Below are 15622 nucleotides of genomic sequence, written 5' to 3' on the forward strand. Positions count from 1 at the left end.
CCGAGGCATTGGTGCCTCCTCTCCTTGTCCCCGCGATCAGGAGACACCCCATGTACGAAAGCTTCATCAACCAGTTGAGCGGCCTTGACCTTTCAGGCCTTAGCATCAGGCCGGCTCCCTTCAACGAAACCGACTTTCCCTGCGAGGACGCGATCGACCAGACGCTTGGCGCCGTATGGTCCGACCTTTTCGCAATGTTTTCCGACACGGCCCTGGAAGCCGATGCCGAGGATATTGCCTGGGGCATGGTCAATCTCTTTCACCGTGCCGCTAGCCGGAAGTCCGCTCAGCTTGACCGGGCCAGCGACGAGATCCGGGTTCTTCTAGCATCAGCCGATGGCTCCGAAGTGCATTCGAGCAATCTTGAAGAGCAGGTTGAGCGCGCGCAGGCTGCCGAAGCCAGCATGCTGGCCTTCGAGCAGATGCGCGAGGCTGCGGCAGCACTCTATCGCGACGAGACCGGTTCCTCGTGGAAGCCCGTTTCCGGCTCGCGGACCAGCCATTCGCGCCACCTCACCTCGGCCGTCATCGATGCCCGCGATTTCCTCCACGCGCTCGCCGAGAACCGGCGTCATGCCTTGATCCCCGAGGGCACTCCGGTCGTCTTCGCCGGTGGTCGTCAGAGCTTCGAGAGCGCCGAGGACGCGAGGCGTTACGCCGACAATATCTGGGCTACGCTGGACAAGGTTCGTGATGCGGTTCCCGATCTCTTCCTGGTCCATGGCGGCGATGGCAAGGGTGCCGATCGCCTGGCAGCGAGCTGGGCCGAGCGCCGCGAGGTCCAGCAATTGACCTATTCGCTCGATCGTCGGCTTGGTGCCCGCGCCGGCTTCAAGCGCAACGAGCAGATGCTTGCGCTCAATCCGCGTTACGTCGTCGCCTTTCAGGGTAATGGCGTGACCGAACGGCTCGTTATCGATGCCAAGGCGCGCCGGATCACCGTGGTTGATCGTCGGGGTCCGCTGGGAACCACGCCTCGCAAGGGTCGCGAGATCGAATGATCTCGCTTCAAGCAGCAGGCAACCTTCGTTGGCGCCTCGGGTAAATTGGCGCACTTCTCAAGTGCGTTCAGGTGATGACAGCGCCGCCATCGACCACGACGAGCGACCCTGTAGCTTGTTTCGACACCATGAAGCTGAACGCCATCGCGCCGACATCTTCGGGGCTTCCAACCCGGCCCGTGGGGAGCTGTGCGGCCTTCGCGGCATACATTGCTTCGCGGTCCGCCCCCGACATTCCGGCATATGCATCGGTACCGCTGATCAGTCCCGGGCTGATGACATTGACGCGCAGCGGCGCTAGCTCGACTGCGAGGCCGCGCGCAAGGCCCTCGAGCGCGGCATTGGCAGCGCCGACCGCAACCATACCCGTGGCCGGCTTGCTGCTGAGATTTCCTGAGAAAAACAGAATCGAGGTTCGGACATCCGCAAGGCGAGCGCAGTTGTAAGAGGCCCAGAACTTCCCGTCGAAGGTCGCGCGTGCGTCGCCGTCGTCCAGACCGCGAAACGGCCCCGGCCGTACAACCGCGGCAGTGACCACGAGATGGTCGACCGGTCCCAGTTCGGCGAAGCAGGCGGCAACGCTGGCGGCGTCGAGAACATCGATTGCTACACCGGTCACATTCGGGCCGGTCTCCTCGGCGATGCGAGCAGCCTTTGTGCCGTCACGTCCGCCGATCACGACATCCGCGCCCTGCTCGGCGCAAATACGAGCAAGGGCAAGGCCCATGCCGGCGGTTCCGCCGACGATGCAGACGCGCTGGTCCGCAAGAGTGAGCATTGCCATTCCTTTCTCCTACTGTTCGCCGCTTCCGGGATGCGATGATGGGGGGATGCGAAGCAGGCGCGCCGGGGCGTCGCCGCCCTCGAGGAGATTGCCGCTAGTGGTCACCAGCAGCGAACGGTCGGTCGCAAGCATCACACTGGTACAGGCGTCGCAACCCTCGCGCATGATGTCGGACACCGTTCCATCGGGGTCTACGCGGATCAGCCGTTCGCCGTGCGTCGCCGCTGCGATCGCGCCATCGGGCAGGTACGTGAAATCGTCGACCGGTCCTGTGCGGGCGAACTGCTCGACCTCGCCAGCGGGTTCCAGCCCGTCGAGGCGAACCCGATAGATGGCCCCGCGCGAGCTGTTCGATACGTAAAGTGCGCCATCGCGCATTTTGAGGCCATTGGCACCCGGGCGCTGATCGGTCGGCGCGGCTACGGCCAGCAGAGGGTGTTCGAGCCAGGGGAGGATTTCGCCGCTCGACGGGCGAAACAGCCAGATCATGCCCGCTAGTGAGTCCGCGATCAGGATATGATCCTCATCGAGCGCCGTCATTCCGTTGAGGAAAAGCGCCTGCGGAGCCATGACGCGCCGCTGGAGCACCCCGTCTGGATCGAGCACGAGCAGCTGGTTGGTCTTGGTGAAGTCAGGCCCGCCCGTGAAAGACGCTCCATGGGCGGATACGATGATCCGGCCCGGCTGCGCGAGCACGCCCACCGGATGCACGTCGAGCTGCGCGAATGTCTCGACCTCGCCGCTGCCCGGCCAGCGCAGCAGTCGCTGGTCGACATAGCTGGTGACTATGACGGACCCACCAGCGGCCATGTCCAGATTCTCAAGAAACTGTCCATGCGGGTAGCTGGCGATCGTCTCGATCTCTGGCGCACCCGTCTGCGCATTCGCAGCAGTCAGGGGAACTGTGCAAATCGCCATGGCAAGCGCCAAACGGAATGGCTTCATACTCGGCTCCTTTCAAAAACACGGGTGAACGCTTCAGCACCGCTGATGCCGAAAGGGGCAGCATCAAAGCGTCTCGCCCCGTACAAGATATGCCGCCTGATCGGACATAGCCGTCCCGCTCATGCCAGGTTCGCCCACACAGTCTTGTGCTGGGTGTAGCTTTCGAGCGCTTCGGCGCCCTGTTCGCGGCCGTAGCCGCTCATTTTGTAGCCGCCGAAGGGCGCGTTCGGATGATATTTGTGCCAGCAATTGAGCCATACCGTGCCGGCGCGGATGCGGTCGGCGAGCTTGAGGCCGCGCGCCAAGCTGCCGGTCTGCACGCCCGATGCGAGCCCGTAGGGCGTATTGTTGGCGATCCGCACCGCTTCGTCCTCGTCAGCGAAGGGGATCACCGGCACGACGGGTCCGAAGATCTCTTCGCGGCTGATCGCGAGGTCGTTGGTCGCATCGGCGAACACGGTCGGCTCGATGAACAGTCCCTTGCCACCCAGCTGCCGCGTGCCGCCGCCCGCCACCAGCCGCGCGGACGAGGCGCGGCCCTCTTCCACATAGCCCAGCACCTTGTCATATTCCGCGCGCGAGGCGATCGGGCCGATCTGCGTCGCCGGATCGAGCGGATCGCCGATCACCGCGTTGCGCGCCATCGCGCCCAGGCGCTCGACGAACTCGTCGTAAATCGGCGCTTCGACGAGGATGCGGCTGCCCGCCACGCACACCTCGCCCTTGTTCCAGAAGATGCCCCAGAACGCCGCCTGCAGCGCGGCGTCGATATCGGCGTCGGCGAAGACGATGTTCGGCGACTTTCCGCCCAGCTCCATCGTCAGCCGCTTCATCGTGTCGGCGCCCTTGCGCATGATGCCCTGGCCGACCCCGGTCGATCCGGTGAACGCGATCTTGTCGACGCGCGCGTCGCCGATCAGCGCATCGCCCAGCGTGCCGCCCGGCCCGGTGACCAGGTTGTAGACGCCCTCGGGCACACCCGCATCGAGCGCGACCTGCGCCAGCGCCAGCGCCGTCAGCGGCGTGTCGCTTGCTGGCTTGTGGATGATCGTATTGCCTGCCGCCAGCGCCGGGGCGATTTTCGAACAGGAGAGCGCGAGCGGAAAGTTGAAGGGCGTGATCGCGGCCACCACGCCCAAGGGCTCGCGCCGCGTCAGGATGCGCACGTCCGCCTCGTAACTCGCGCGGTATCCGCCTTCCATCGCATTCATCGCCAGCCCGCCGAAGAAGCGGAACAGGCCAGAGCAATGTGGCATGATGATCGCCAGGAAATCGGCGTAAGGCATGCCCATGTCCATCGCCTCGCGCAACGCGAAATCCTCGGCGCGCTCGTCCATCAGATCGGCCATGCGGAACAGGATCTTGGCGCGCTCCTCATGGTGCGTTCGCCCCCACGGCCCCTCATCGAACGCGGCGCGTGCGGCGGTGACCGCAGCGTCGACGTCCTCGCGTCCCGCTTTCGCAATCCTGGTGATCGCAAGTTCGGTCGTCGGATCGATTGTCACGGAGGTTTCGTTCGAGAAGGCACCGGTCCACCTTCCGGCGATCAGCAGCTCGCCGGACGGGATGTCTCGCCTTTGGATCATGCTGGTAGTAGGCGCCGTCGCGCACTCGGATGCAGTCTGTCCCATGTCTGCGATGCGGATGCCCACAATCTTTCTCCGATCCCATGCGCCCATGCGGGCAACGTGACATAGACATGGCGCAACACGCGACGGCGCGTTCCATCGAATGGGGCACGCTTCGCGCGAAATCGCTGCAATCGGGATGCGCTACAGCAGGCGGCGATAGTCGGAGGGCGTCAGGTCGGTGATCCGTTTGAAAGCTGCGCCGAAAGCCGACTGACCGGCGAAACCGACGCATTGCGCGATCTCCGTCAGCCCAAGGCTGCGATCAGCGAGGAGCTCCTTGGCGCGGTCCATTCGGCGCTCCGCGAGCCAGCGCTGGGGCGTGACCCCGACCGACGATTTGAATGCGCGCCCGAAATGCGAAGGCGATAATCCGACCTCGTTGGCCAAGTCGGTCAAACCCGGATCGCCGTCCAGCTTTGCATCCATGAACTCGAGTGCGCGCCTGACTTGCCATGGGGCCAGCCCGCCGCGATGGGTTCTCGGCTGACCGGTGCTGAGGCGAAGCAAAGTGGCGGCAAGCTGGAGCAAGGCGCCGTCGGCCCACAGACTGCCGGCGGGGCTGCCCGCCGCACCTTCGGTCCACAGGAGATCGAGCAGCCGGCGGACCTCGCGGCTTTCGTTGTGGGTGGCATGCAACCGCCCGAAATCACCGTCAGCCGGTAAAGCGGCACCGGGTCCGGCCAACTCGAGCAGCGCCGTATAGGGTACGGCGAGGACGCGGATCGTGTGCGGCCCGTCGACGAAGATGCGCGTTGCCGAATGGGGCGGCGTCATGACGAAGCCTTCCGGACTCGAGCCGCGTATGAAGAATCGCCCTGCACCCATGTCGAGGCTGGCGGGCGCGTGGAGGCCCACCGGAACGCCGATCGCCAGATCGGGCGTGGCCGCATCCGACCAGTCCCCCGCCTCCTGTTCTGCGTGCAGCATGACGGCTCCGGTTCGACCGGCCGACCTCACCTCGCGCAGTGCCGGAGCATAGACGTCCTCGTAGAAGGACTGCAGTCCTTCGTATTCGGGCGAGGAAGAAAATTGCGAATCCATGCCGATGCGCGCGTGACCTTTCACCGCGAAGTTACGCTACCGACGCAAGAACACCAAACACCTGACGAATTAACCTGCCCGATCGGCTCGCTCGAGATCAAGGATGGGCCGACCTGAGCCTTGTCTGTCAAGCGAAAGGATCGTGGCGTCTGCGCACTTTCTTCTGTCGGTGTATGTTCCTGAGATTTCCAAACAATGCGCTGAAGCTAAATCGACCAGCCTTGATTGGTCGGAGCATAGGCAGTGATTTCCTTTGCCAGGGCCACAACTGCCGGGATCTGGCTTCGACCGGGCGATACGGCAAAATAGATCCGCACGTCGCGCCCGGACCAATCCGGGGCCAGCCTACGCAGCGATCCCGCCTGAACCATGGGTTCAGCCATAAAGCGCGGCAGCAAACCGCACGCCTCTTCCAGATTGACGAGCATCTGGAGCGCAGCCTCCGGCTCGTCGACGAGCGCAATGGCCGGCTGATCCAGAACCCACTGTTCGGTCCCTTTCTCAAGCAGCCACGGCTGTTGAAGATCCCTGCCGTAGACGATCCGCGGAAGCCGTTCGATTTTCGCCTTTTCCATGGCTTCCGGCGGCCGTTCCGCAGCGGGCGCGTAAAGGCCTACGGGCAGGCGGGCGATCAGCCGGATCTTGAGCTCAGGATCGCGGGGCTTTCCCAGCGTGATGGCGACATCGACGTCCGGATCGATTGGTTCGCGCCTTGCATTCTCGACCCGCAGTTCGACGTTTAGAGCCTGGTATTTGCTCAGAAGCCTGGCGATCGATGGCGCCACGATCGATTGCGCGAAGACGGCCTGAGCCCTGACCGTGAGTGTGCCGGAGGGCATCCCATTGTATTTGGCCAGCGCAATCGCAGCGTTGCTTTCCGCGGCGAGTACGATCTCAGAGTATGGCAACAAGACCAGCGCGAGGGGCGTCGGGCGCATCGCGCCGCGCGCTCGTTCGAAGAGCGCTGTTCCTGCAGCGCCTTCGAGGCGGGCGATCTGGCGGCTGACAGTCTGCTTCGGTCTGCCCAGCTCGCGTGCCGCGGCGTTGACACCGCCGCTTCTGATCACCGCGCCGAGCAGCGCGAGATCTTCGGACGTAGGTCGCCAATGTCCCATTTGCGGGACTTTCAGTCCAAATCTGGTGGCTTGCAAGCACAATCGGGATACAGCAGCTCAGGTGCGTCAGTCGATGGAGCAGAATATGTCCGACCCCCGCATCCCCGCTCAGCTCTCTGCCGATAACGCATTCTTCCTGCCGATCGACTATATGCATGGCCTGATGTCCGCATGCCGCTCGATCGACCTTTTGCATCTGCGCAACAACGCCATCGCCCTCGCCAAGGTGGCCCGTCTGTTCGATCTGCCCTGCATCGGCACCGGAGACCGGTCTGGAAGAACCTACCTTGGCGCCGAGATGTCCGAACTCGAAGAGATCTTTCCTGGGATGCCGTTCTACAATCGCTCTGCCGTCGGAGCATGGGAAGCGCCTGGCTATGCCGATGCAGTCAGAGCCAGCGGACGCAGGCAACTGATCATGGCCGGGATCACGACCGAACAATGCGTCACCTTCACCGCGCGCTCAGCCCTGGCCGAGGGATACCAGGTCTTTGTCGTGCTCGACGCATCTGCGTCGCTCGATCAGAGGTCCGAGACCGCTGCGGTCGCCAGATTGACGGCGATGGGGGCGATCGTCACCACATGGTCACCACTCGCGGCAGAACTTCTGTGTGACTTTGCCCGGCCCCAGGCCGCCGGTCTCATCAAGATCTATTCCGAACATCAGGCAAACCTCAGGATGGTCGAAGATGCCTTCAACGTCGCAACGGCTGCCGCCCGCCAGGATGCCAACCCCGATGCGCGCGCATCAGCCTATTCCTGATTCGCGGGGGCGAGAGCCCGCGTTTCAATCGGTTCGACCGTTTGTACCTGCGCCCACGCGACAATCGCCTGGTAGAGATTTTCAACCGAAGCGCCGGGAGGCCGCGTCCTGTAAAGGCGCAACAGCTCCGCATCGAACACCGCGAAACGAAGGAAGCCGCGACCGTTCTGCATGTTGTCGACCATATCCCGGTGAGCGATCTCGAAATCCGCAGGATCCATGACGTCGTGGAAATAAAGGCTGACCAGCGCCCAGTTCATGTATTCGTTGAACAGGTTCTCGGCGCCGGGATAGTAGCCCGGTGCCCTGGTGTCGTCTGCCCACGGAGCGCGGTCCGCGAACGCGGCCGTCAATGCGTCACGATATTGTGCGGCGATGGGATCGACAAAGCCGTGATTCATCTCGGTGAAGAGGATTGCGGTTCTCTGGATTGCGGCCCCCTGCGGAGAAAGCCGAGGGTTTGAGCCATAGGGATAGTTGATATGCGGCTGCAGCTCGCGGTAGCCATCCGCTTCGATGGTCGTCAGCGACTGGTTGTAGGCGACGAGCGGTGAGAAGATGATCTTGACGCCGTCATAGGGTCGCACCGAGGGAAAGCGCTCGGCCAGCCAGGAGCTCATCCCGGAAACATCGGCATCCTCCTCGAAGAAACGGATTTGCTCACCATAGACGCTGGCATTGCGAGCATAGAAGCTGCGGAACTGGCTGATCTCGGAGAAATCCTGAAGATCATCCAGAAAGGGCAGCAATGGATTGTCGAGCGAGCCGGCAAATCCCGTGCGATCGTACACCGGACTGCGGACGATCATTCCCTGCTCGTCGAAGTTGAAGGCATAACCGTTCATCTTGAAGGGTGAATAGCTTGCGCGATCCTCGCGCAGCATGGCTTCGATTCGTCCGATCAGCGGGTGGTCGCGATAGGGCCCGAAATGCGCCTGCACAGCCCGGTAATAGGCGCCCTCGCGATAGACCATGTCTTCGTCCTCCTGACCAAACGGCGTGAGGGCGATCGCAATATTGACGAGTTCGTAAACTTCCGGAACCTCGACGATCGTGCGCCCTCGATAAGCAGCCTGATAGGCTTCATCGAACCTCGCGGGCGGGATCTCGACCTGCCCTCTGATCACCGTTGCGATAACTCCACCCGCATAAGCGATCCGTAGCGGGCGGGTCTGGCCGGGCGCGAAATTCGCGCAGGAGCGCTGATCCTCGTTGATCAGGCAGATGGTCGACAAATCGGGCCTGCGCACGGGAAGAGCGAGTTCGCGCGGGTAATTCTCGAGGTCGAGCGGCCATCGGCCCAGGACTTCTCCATCCACTTCGATAGCGACTTCCGGGCCATTCGCTTCAAGTTCCATGGGTGCAGAGTCCTGTGCCCACGCCGACGCCGAGAGAACTCCACTCAGGATGAAAGACAAGGAAGCACGCAGCACTGGCAACATGGGGAGCCTTTCTCGAGGGTGATCGCCGATTGCGCTCGGTTGGTGACGGGAGACGAAGAGCTTTGCTGGATAAACGACGACTTCAATCGCACTCGATATCCGCTGAGTGCGACCGCACCAACGAAGCTTTCGGTGGACGATCGTCTCGGTCCCGGCGACGCGGATTTTCAATGGTCAATCTCCGACTCTGTTCGAAGGTCCGCGCCGGGTCCAGTCGCGGATCATCGCCGCCGCTCCCTGCTCGGACAGCGTTATCGCCTGCGGGTCCGTCAATTGTCCGTCGATCGCCAGCGTGCCGAGACCATGCGCAATTCCCCAGAGCATGGTGGCCCCGTCGCGCGGAGCGATGTCCTCGACATCACATTCGGCAAAGAGCTGCGTCACCATCTGGAGCAGCATCGCGGCCGGCGCTTGCGCCGCCGCGATGAGATGAGGATCGTCCGCACGCTCGACCAGCGCCGGGTCGCTCATCAGGCGATAGAGGTTGGGGTTGTCGAGAATGAAGCGGCAGTAGTTCGCAGCTCCCGTCGCCAGCGCATCAGCCAGATTGTGGTGCGCGGCATGATTGGCGAGCTTGCTTTCCTGCAGCTGCTCGAAGCCGCGGGTAGCGACCGCAGCAAGCAGCGCGCCGCGGTCGGGGAAGTGATGATAGGGCGCCATCGCGCTGACACCAACCGCCTTTGCCAACCGTCGCAGCGACAGCGCCCCCGGCCCCTCCGCTCGCACGAGATCGAGCGCCGCATTGAGGAGCGCCTCGCGCAGTTCTCCGTGATGATAACTCTTCTCGGGCAACAATTGATCTCCTTGACGCGGAGTAGCGCGCAATCTATGCGCTGTAAACTTTACAGCGTAAGGATAGGTGATGATGATCGTTATGACCGGAGGCACGCAGGGGCTGGGCCGCGTGGCCGCAAGTCACATCCGGGCAGGTAAATCCGCCATCATGGGCGCGCGCGGATCAGGCGCTTCCCAAGATAATTGGCAGCACCGGCCGCTCGATCTCGCCAGCCTCGGCTCGGTGCGAGAATTCGTAAGCGGGCTGCCCAATGAGCCCATCACGCATCTCGTGCTGAACGCCGGGGGTCAGCGGCCGGACATCGCGCAGCGCACCGAGGACGGCTTCGAGTCGACCTTCGCGACCAATCACCTTGCGCACTATTTGCTGCTTCGGCTCGCGATGCCGCGGCTCGCCGAGGGTGCGCGGATCGTCATCACCACCAGCGGTACGCACGATCCGGCCGAGAAGACCGGCGTCCCGCCGCCACGTCACGCCGACGCCGAGCTGCTGGCGCACCCCGAGAACGAACCCGATGCCGATCGGTCCGCCACCGTTGCGGGCATGCGGGCCTATTCGGCGTCCAAACTCTGCAATCTCATGACGGCGCTCTATCTGGCGCGCAGCCAAGAGGCGCGGGCTGGCGGGTGGAGCGTCTTCGCCTACGATCCGGGCCTGACGCCCGGCACCGGTCTCGTGAGGGATCAGCACTGGGCTGTGCGCAAGCTGGTCTGGCCGCTGCTTCCGATCATGATCCGCTTTTCGAACGACATGAACACGCTCGAAGATGCCGGGCGGGGTCTGGCCGAACTCGCCACGAGCGCGCAGGCCCCCACGGGCCGCACCTACGCCGCGCTTCGCAAGGGGTGCCTAAACTGGCCCGATCCCTCCGCGCTCGCCCTCGACGAGGCGGCGCAGAACAAGCTTTGGGTGGACAGCGCGCGGCTGGTCGGGATCGGTTGACCGGAGGGCGGAATCCGAACCGATGCGCTGAAGTCCGAATGCCAGCAAATCGTCTCGGCGGAGTCTGCGTCGCGACAAAACCTTGACGTTCGATATCAAACTATATAGTTCGATATCGAACCAAGGAGGTGAGGATGGACAGACGGCGGTTTCTCAGGCTCGCGGGCGGCGGCGTGGTGCTGGCTGCGGCTGGCGGTGCGGTCGGGTTCGTGGCGACGCGGACGCCCCATGCGGCGCTGGCGCCCTGGGAGATGGCGGGCAGCCAATCGGACGATCCGCGGATCAAAGCGCTGTCTTATGCGATCCTCGCCCCCAATCCGCACAACCGGCAGCCCTGGATCGCGGATCTGCGGGTGCCGGGCGAAATCTCGCTCAGCGCCGACACCGCGCGACGGCTTCCGCACACCGACCCGTTCGACCGGCAGATCACGATCGGGCTTGGCTGTTTCATCGAACTGCTCGCCATGGCCGCGGCCGAAGATGGCTATCGCCTCGACGTCGATCTCATGCCCGATGGCGAGAATGGCAACCGACTGGGCTCCGAGCGTGTCGCGCGGGCCCGGTTCGTGAAGGACGATGCGGCGAGGCCCGATCCCCTGTTCGCGCATGTCCTCGCGCGCCGATCCAACAAGGAGCCGTTCGACACTGCGCGCGCGATTTCGGAAGCCGCACTCCAGACCATGCTCGAAAGCGCCCGCGAACTGTCCTGGGTCGGGGGCACGGTGGAAGAGGCGGAGATCACGGCCTGGCGTGCGCTTACCAGCGAAGCCCTTGAGATTGAGATCCGCACGCCGCGCACCTATCGCGAGAGCGTCGAGCTGTTCCGGATCGGCAGGCGCGAGATCGAGGCCAATCCCGACGGCATCGATTTCTCGGGGCCGCTGTTCGAAACGCTCGCGCTCGCCGGGCAATTCGACCGGGAAACGCTGCTCGATCCGACTTCGTCGGCGTTTCGGCAGGGGCTCGATACGGTGCTGGCCAACCCCGCATCGGCGATGGGCTTCGTGTGGCTTGTCACGCCTGCCAACAACCGCGCATCGCAGATCGGCGCGGGGCGCGACTGGGTCCGGCTCAACCTTGCCGCGACTGGCCTCGGGCTCGGCTTCCAGCCACTGAGCCAGGCGCTGCAGGAGTACCGTGAAATGGAAAGCTTGTACCGCGCGGTTCACGAACGGCTGGCCCCCGAAGGCGGGACAGTGCAGATGCTGACGCGCATTGGCTACGGGCCGCAGGTCGGCCCGAGCCCGCGCTGGCCGGTCGAAGCGAGGATTATTACGTGAAGCGGAACGCCTCCATCGACACCCCGCTTTTCCAGGTGCTGACCGAGATCGGCATCATCGCCCAGCTTTCGGGCGCGCTCTTCAACAAAGTGTTGCCTGAGGGGCTGCATGTCTCGCACTTCGCGATCCTCAATCACCTCGCGCGCATTGGCGACGGGCAGACCCCTTTGCAGATCGCGGGTGCGATGCAGGTCGCCAAAGGAACGATGACGCATTCGTTGGGCGTTCTCGAAAGGCGCGGCCTTGTCGTGCTCGAACCGCATCCCGATGACCGTAGGTCGAAGCGAGTGATGCTCACCGATGCGGGTCGCGCGTTCCGGATCGCGGCGGTCGACATTCTCGCGCAGGCCATGGGAGGGTTCAGCAGTGAGATCGACGAAGCCGACCTCGGGCTGCTCGTTCCGAAGCTGGCGGAGTTGCGCAAGGTACTGGATGCCAATCGGTGACAACGTGCGCGTCGATGCGGTGGCAGCCGATCAGCGGCTCGGCAGGACCAGCTCCAGTGCGGCGTCGATCTGCCGCTCGAACCGTTTCGGGTCGGGCGGGGTAATCCCCAGCACCAGCTCGAGATAGGCGTCGCCCAGCGCCAGATTGACGAGGATTGCGGCCGCTTCGCTCGCCTCGCTATCGGGAAGCTCGCCGCACAGAACGCTCGCCACGCGTGACCTGATCACTTTGGGTCCGGCCTCGAAGAACAGCCTGGCGAATTCCGGCTGGCGGCCGGCCTCGCCGATGATCGCGCGGTACAGCTGTACGCTACCCGGCGTTGACAGTCCGAGGACAAAGGCGTTCAGTTCGCGGCGTAAGGTCGCCCTCGGATCGCTGCTGGCATCGGGCGGTGCGCTCCAGTCGATCGCTTCGCACATGCCGACCACCAGCGCCTCGACGAGCGCGTCCTTCGAACCGAAATGGCGATAGACGGTCTGCTTGCCGACCCCGGCTTCGGCCGCGACCGCATCGACGCTGCCTGCCGCAAAGCCGTCGCGCAGGAACACGCGCTTCGCCCCGGCAAGGATTGCCGCGCGCTTGTCCGCGCTCAGGCTTCGTGTCCGGCGTGCCGCCTGGTTGCTCATGCGAGACCCCTAGCAAACCGAAAGGCCGTTGACGAGACTGTATAGTCTCGCTAACAGAACGAGACCGATCAGTCTCGTTTAGGAGTTGTACCATGCCTTTCGATCCAACACACCTTGGCCATTTGTTCGCCGAAATTCTCAACACTCGGGCGCTCGACCGCTTCGCCGAACTGGTCGCGCCCGACTATATCAACCACAATCCCTATGCTGGCCCCGGGCTCGAGGGCGTCAGGGATGTCTTCGGCGCGATCCTCGCCGGGATTCCTGACTTGGTAGTCACAGTGGAAGACGTGATCGCGTCGGCCGACGGGACGAAGCTCGTCGGACGCTATCGCTATGAGGGAACCCATAGCGGCAACTTCATGGGCTACCCGGCGACGGGCAACGCTGTCACCATACGTTCGATCGATATCTGGCGGATCGAGGACGGCAGGTTTGTCGAACACTGGGACGAACTCAACACGCTCGACCTCTTCACGCAGGTCGGTGCTGTCCACATGGCATCGCATGCAGAAGCCAATTGAGCGCTTGTTCCGAGACCCCTTCTTCGCGCATGCGCATGGGAAAGAGTAGTGGCGGTATCCGCTGCCACAGGCAGCCATCTGAGGATCCGTGACTCTCGAAAACAAGATCTCGCAGGTATTCGGTCTCGATGACGAGGGCTGGGCCCGGCACGCGAACCCGTGGAGCGGCTGGACGCGCTTCATTACCTGCCTGCCATTGCTCGCGCTCGCGATCTGGAGCCGGGTGTGGCTGGGGTGGTGGGCGCTCGTCCCGATCGGACTGGCGCTCTTGTGGATCTGGGCGAATCCTAAGGCGTTCGGTCCGGCAAAAAGCGACGATGCGTGGATCTCGAAGGGTGTTCTGGGCGAGCGGTTCTGGTCGTCACGATCAACGATGGAGATACCGGAACGGCACCGAATACTTCCGCACCTTCTCAATCTTGTCGCGCTCGCGGGGCTGCCATTTCTGGTCTGGGGGCTGGTCGCCTTGCAGATCTGGCCGACGGCGGTGGGGGTGGCGCTGATCATCGGCGGCAAGCTCTGGTATATCGACCGGATGGCCATCCTTTATGGCGATATTGTCGAAAGAAGCCCCGAACTTCGCTATCGGGGCGCGCCCAGGACGTGAACGCGGCCATCGGACTTGTCATCGCAGAGGGACCGGGGACGCCGTCTGCCGTCCGGCAGACGGCTCCTCGGCATCAGAACCGCATTCCAACACCGATTCCGGCTGAAAACTGGTCGGCATTGCCTGCAACCTCGACCACCGGGCTGTCGGCGAAATCGCCGAGCAGACGGCGGTAGCCCGCGTATCCAACGAGCGACCAGCGCTCGCCGAGCGCGTAAGCGGCGGTGAGCGAGACGCCGATATCCTTGATGCCGCCTTGGGCCTGGAACTCGGATAATCCGCTTGCCGTGGCACCGGGTGCAGAGACCGTGAAATAAGTGTCGGCATATTCGTCGTCGGCAAAACGGACCGAAGTGTCGGCAATCACCGTCAGGCGATCGCCGACCGGCAGGCGGTAGGACAGGACCGCATTGGCGAGCCAACCATCGTGGACATCGCTGACATCGCTCATTGCCTCGAGACGCAGCTTGACCTCGTCGCCGTCGGCGAGGACGGAGCGGGCCTTGATTGCCGCAAACGCACCGACCTCGTAGGCATCATCGATCTGCCCGAGCGCGCGGACGGAAGCGGATTCGATCTCGTCGTCACGCCCGAAGGTCAGGTTGGCAACCGGACCGATCTCGAAGGTGGTGCTGTTCAGGACATTCAGTCGCAGGCTGGTGCCGTCGAGGGCAAGGTAACGCTCGCCCCAGTAGATATCGCCGGCGACCAGCGGGATTACCTGGTTCTCGTCGGCGCCTTCGTATTCGGGCAGCCAAGCGACGCCGCCGATCACGGTTCCGCGGACTTCGTTCTCTTCGGGCTGGGGGGCATCCTGTGCCATGGCGATGTCGGCACCCAGCAGAAGGGCGGTCGCCGAGAAACCGGTGAGGAAGTATTTCACATAGGATTGCATTGTACGTCTCCAATAGGCGGCAGTCAGGGTTCTGAGCCCGTTGCCGCGGACGGGTCAGTGGTCGTTCCGGTGCGGAAGGATGAGAGTTCAGGTCACGGGTAAGGCCGGTTGTCTTGAGGCGGGCAGCATCGACCCGCCGGTCGAGACCAGCCACACGCTCAGTCCGATAAAGCCGATGATCGTGGCGAGCGAGAACAGGCTGCCGTCAGCCGAGAGCGCCAGCGCCACGCCTTCGCCAGTGCCCAGCGCGATCGTCGCGGCGCTCGCAAAGCCGATCGCGGCAAGTTTCGGACGCGCTTCCGCGCGCTGGATCGCGGCGAGGCAAAATACGAACAGCGCGGTGAGCAGCTGGCCGAGATGTTCGCCGATCGCGACTCCGCCATAGGCGTTGAGCAGATCGAAGGCATCATAAGCAGCCTCGCCCCGCGAAGCGGCGAGGTTCGGGATCACGAAGACCCACCGTGCGAAGCCGACGGCCTGTGTGACTCCGGCAAGTGTGCCGGCGAGCGCCGCGCCAAATGTCAGAACGGGCCAGCGCTGGATCCGCTCTGTGGTGATCGATAGGGCTGTCGCCAGCGGTACGAGCAACAGCGCCGCCAACATGAAGCCATACCAGGTCAGCACCAGGCCCGGACCGCCTGCCGCAAAGCGCTCGAGCGCAACGCTGGCCGGTTGGCGCAATATTTGCGGATAATCGTAGGTCGCCGCCAGGATCGCGTAAGGGATATTGAAGCCGATCCCCAGTGTAATGGCGGACAGGCCGGTGAGACGGGTTGAAGCCAT

17 protein-coding genes are annotated in these 15622 nt (G+C 63.6%); 7 read left to right on the forward strand and 10 right to left on the reverse strand.

The window, feature by feature from the left end; all coding sequences use genetic code 11:
* Window positions 1-50 precede the first annotated feature (50 nt).
* The gene (locus tag K3174_RS03625) at window positions 51-1001 is read left to right on the forward strand and encodes a DUF2493 domain-containing protein (protein ID WP_221555607.1); all 951 of its coding nucleotides are present in this window, start codon (window positions 51-53) and stop codon (window positions 999-1001) included.
* A 67-nt stretch (window positions 1002-1068) separates the two neighbouring features.
* Here the strand turns inward: K3174_RS03625 and K3174_RS03630 are convergent, their stop codons facing one another.
* From K3174_RS03630 to K3174_RS03650, 5 genes are all read right to left on the reverse strand, one after another.
* Window positions 1069-1785 carry an SDR family oxidoreductase gene (locus tag K3174_RS03630; protein ID WP_221555609.1) on the reverse strand — a complete coding sequence of 239 codons (717 nt, stop codon included), beginning with the start codon at window positions 1783-1785 and terminating at the stop codon, window positions 1069-1071.
* Window positions 1786-1794: 9 nt separating this feature from the next.
* Window positions 1795-2730: an SMP-30/gluconolactonase/LRE family protein gene (locus K3174_RS03635; protein WP_221555618.1), complete on the reverse strand. Its 936-nt coding sequence runs from the start codon at window positions 2728-2730 to the stop codon at window positions 1795-1797.
* Window positions 2731-2849: 119 nt separating this feature from the next.
* The gene (locus K3174_RS03640) at window positions 2850-4316 is read right to left on the reverse strand and encodes an aldehyde dehydrogenase family protein (RefSeq protein WP_221555620.1); all 1467 of its coding nucleotides are present in this window, start codon (window positions 4314-4316) and stop codon (window positions 2850-2852) included.
* Window positions 4317-4502: 186 nt separating this feature from the next.
* Window positions 4503-5402: a helix-turn-helix transcriptional regulator gene (locus K3174_RS03645; RefSeq protein ID WP_221555622.1), complete on the reverse strand. Its 900-nt coding sequence runs from the start codon at window positions 5400-5402 to the stop codon at window positions 4503-4505.
* A 206-nt stretch (window positions 5403-5608) separates the two neighbouring features.
* A complete protein-coding gene (locus K3174_RS03650) occupies window positions 5609-6517 on the reverse strand; it encodes a LysR family transcriptional regulator (RefSeq protein WP_221555624.1) in 909 nt (302 codons plus the stop codon).
* Window positions 6518-6602: 85 nt separating this feature from the next.
* Between K3174_RS03650 and K3174_RS03655 the strand changes: the two genes are divergently transcribed.
* Complete coding sequence (locus K3174_RS03655) at window positions 6603-7280, forward strand: isochorismatase family protein (protein WP_221555627.1); 678 nt, start codon at window positions 6603-6605, stop codon at window positions 7278-7280.
* On the opposite strand, the gene K3174_RS03660 is transcribed toward K3174_RS03655, so the two are convergent.
* A complete protein-coding gene (locus K3174_RS03660) occupies window positions 7271-8638 on the reverse strand; it encodes a DUF4932 domain-containing protein (protein WP_221555629.1) in 1368 nt (455 codons plus the stop codon). The two genes, K3174_RS03655 and K3174_RS03660, sit on opposite strands and share 10 nt — an antisense overlap.
* 258 nt (window positions 8639-8896) lie before the next feature.
* Window positions 8897-9514: a TetR/AcrR family transcriptional regulator gene (locus K3174_RS03665; protein ID WP_221555631.1), complete on the reverse strand. Its 618-nt coding sequence runs from the start codon at window positions 9512-9514 to the stop codon at window positions 8897-8899.
* A 70-nt stretch (window positions 9515-9584) separates the two neighbouring features.
* On the opposite strand from K3174_RS03665, the gene K3174_RS03670 reads away from it, so the two are divergent.
* The 3 genes from K3174_RS03670 (at window position 9585) to K3174_RS03680 (ending at window position 12186) form a co-directional block, all read left to right on the forward strand.
* A complete protein-coding gene (locus K3174_RS03670; RefSeq protein ID WP_221555633.1) occupies window positions 9585-10460 on the forward strand; it encodes an SDR family NAD(P)-dependent oxidoreductase in 876 nt (291 codons plus the stop codon).
* A gap of 134 nt (window positions 10461-10594) precedes the next feature.
* Window positions 10595-11740 carry an Acg family FMN-binding oxidoreductase gene (locus tag K3174_RS03675; RefSeq protein ID WP_221555635.1) on the forward strand — a complete coding sequence of 382 codons (1146 nt, stop codon included), beginning with the start codon at window positions 10595-10597 and terminating at the stop codon, window positions 11738-11740.
* Window positions 11737-12186 (forward strand): MarR family winged helix-turn-helix transcriptional regulator, encoded by a 450-nt coding sequence (locus K3174_RS03680; RefSeq protein ID WP_221555637.1) that lies wholly within the window; start codon window positions 11737-11739, stop codon window positions 12184-12186. The genes K3174_RS03675 and K3174_RS03680 overlap by 4 nt, the downstream gene beginning before the upstream one ends.
* A gap of 30 nt (window positions 12187-12216) precedes the next feature.
* Here the strand turns inward: K3174_RS03680 and K3174_RS03685 are convergent, their stop codons facing one another.
* Window positions 12217-12813 carry a TetR/AcrR family transcriptional regulator gene (locus K3174_RS03685; protein ID WP_221555638.1) on the reverse strand — a complete coding sequence of 199 codons (597 nt, stop codon included), beginning with the start codon at window positions 12811-12813 and terminating at the stop codon, window positions 12217-12219.
* Between the two features lie 92 nt (window positions 12814-12905).
* On the opposite strand from K3174_RS03685, the gene K3174_RS03690 reads away from it, so the two are divergent.
* Together K3174_RS03690 and K3174_RS03695 are read left to right on the forward strand one after the other, a co-directional pair.
* Window positions 12906-13337, forward strand: a complete 432-nt coding sequence (locus tag K3174_RS03690) for an ester cyclase (RefSeq protein WP_221555640.1) — start codon at window positions 12906-12908, stop codon at window positions 13335-13337.
* 88 nt (window positions 13338-13425) lie between these two features.
* Window positions 13426-13944: a DUF6653 family protein gene (locus K3174_RS03695; protein WP_221555642.1), complete on the forward strand. Its 519-nt coding sequence runs from the start codon at window positions 13426-13428 to the stop codon at window positions 13942-13944.
* A 73-nt stretch (window positions 13945-14017) separates the two neighbouring features.
* On the opposite strand, the gene K3174_RS03700 is transcribed toward K3174_RS03695, so the two are convergent.
* Entirely contained in the window at window positions 14018-14839 is an 822-nt protein-coding gene (locus tag K3174_RS03700) for a MipA/OmpV family protein (protein WP_221555644.1), read from the reverse strand.
* 87 nt (window positions 14840-14926) lie between these two features.
* Window positions 14927-15622 carry a DUF4386 family protein gene (locus K3174_RS03705; RefSeq protein ID WP_221555647.1) on the reverse strand — a complete coding sequence of 232 codons (696 nt, stop codon included), beginning with the start codon at window positions 15620-15622 and terminating at the stop codon, window positions 14927-14929.

The organism is Qipengyuania qiaonensis (genome assembly GCF_019711515.1).
Lineage (GTDB): Bacteria > Pseudomonadota > Alphaproteobacteria > Sphingomonadales > Sphingomonadaceae > Qipengyuania > Qipengyuania qiaonensis.

Coding starts and splice junctions, on each gene's coding strand:
- K3174_RS03625 (WP_221555607.1), top strand. CDS start 51: ATGTACGAAAGCTTCATCAACCAGTTGAGCGGCCTTGACCTTTCAGGC.
- K3174_RS03630 (WP_221555609.1), bottom strand. CDS start 1,785: ATGGCAATGCTCACTCTTGCGGACCAGCGCGTCTGCATCGTCGGCGGA.
- K3174_RS03635 (WP_221555618.1), bottom strand. CDS start 2,730: ATGAAGCCATTCCGTTTGGCGCTTGCCATGGCGATTTGCACAGTTCCC.
- K3174_RS03640 (WP_221555620.1), bottom strand. CDS start 4,316: ATGATCCAAAGGCGAGACATCCCGTCCGGCGAGCTGCTGATCGCCGGA.
- K3174_RS03645 (WP_221555622.1), bottom strand. CDS start 5,402: ATGGATTCGCAATTTTCTTCCTCGCCCGAATACGAAGGACTGCAGTCC.
- K3174_RS03650 (WP_221555624.1), bottom strand. CDS start 6,517: ATGGGACATTGGCGACCTACGTCCGAAGATCTCGCGCTGCTCGGCGCG.
- K3174_RS03655 (WP_221555627.1), top strand. CDS start 6,603: ATGTCCGACCCCCGCATCCCCGCTCAGCTCTCTGCCGATAACGCATTC.
- K3174_RS03660 (WP_221555629.1), bottom strand. CDS start 8,638: ATGGAACTTGAAGCGAATGGCCCGGAAGTCGCTATCGAAGTGGATGGA.
- K3174_RS03670 (WP_221555633.1), top strand. CDS start 9,585: ATGATGATCGTTATGACCGGAGGCACGCAGGGGCTGGGCCGCGTGGCC.
- K3174_RS03675 (WP_221555635.1), top strand. CDS start 10,595: ATGGACAGACGGCGGTTTCTCAGGCTCGCGGGCGGCGGCGTGGTGCTG.
- K3174_RS03685 (WP_221555638.1), bottom strand. CDS start 12,813: ATGAGCAACCAGGCGGCACGCCGGACACGAAGCCTGAGCGCGGACAAG.
- K3174_RS03690 (WP_221555640.1), top strand. CDS start 12,906: ATGCCTTTCGATCCAACACACCTTGGCCATTTGTTCGCCGAAATTCTC.
- K3174_RS03700 (WP_221555644.1), bottom strand. CDS start 14,839: ATGCAATCCTATGTGAAATACTTCCTCACCGGTTTCTCGGCGACCGCC.
- K3174_RS03705 (WP_221555647.1), bottom strand. CDS start 15,622: ATGGCTTCAACCCGTCTCACCGGCCTGTCCGCCATTACACTGGGGATC.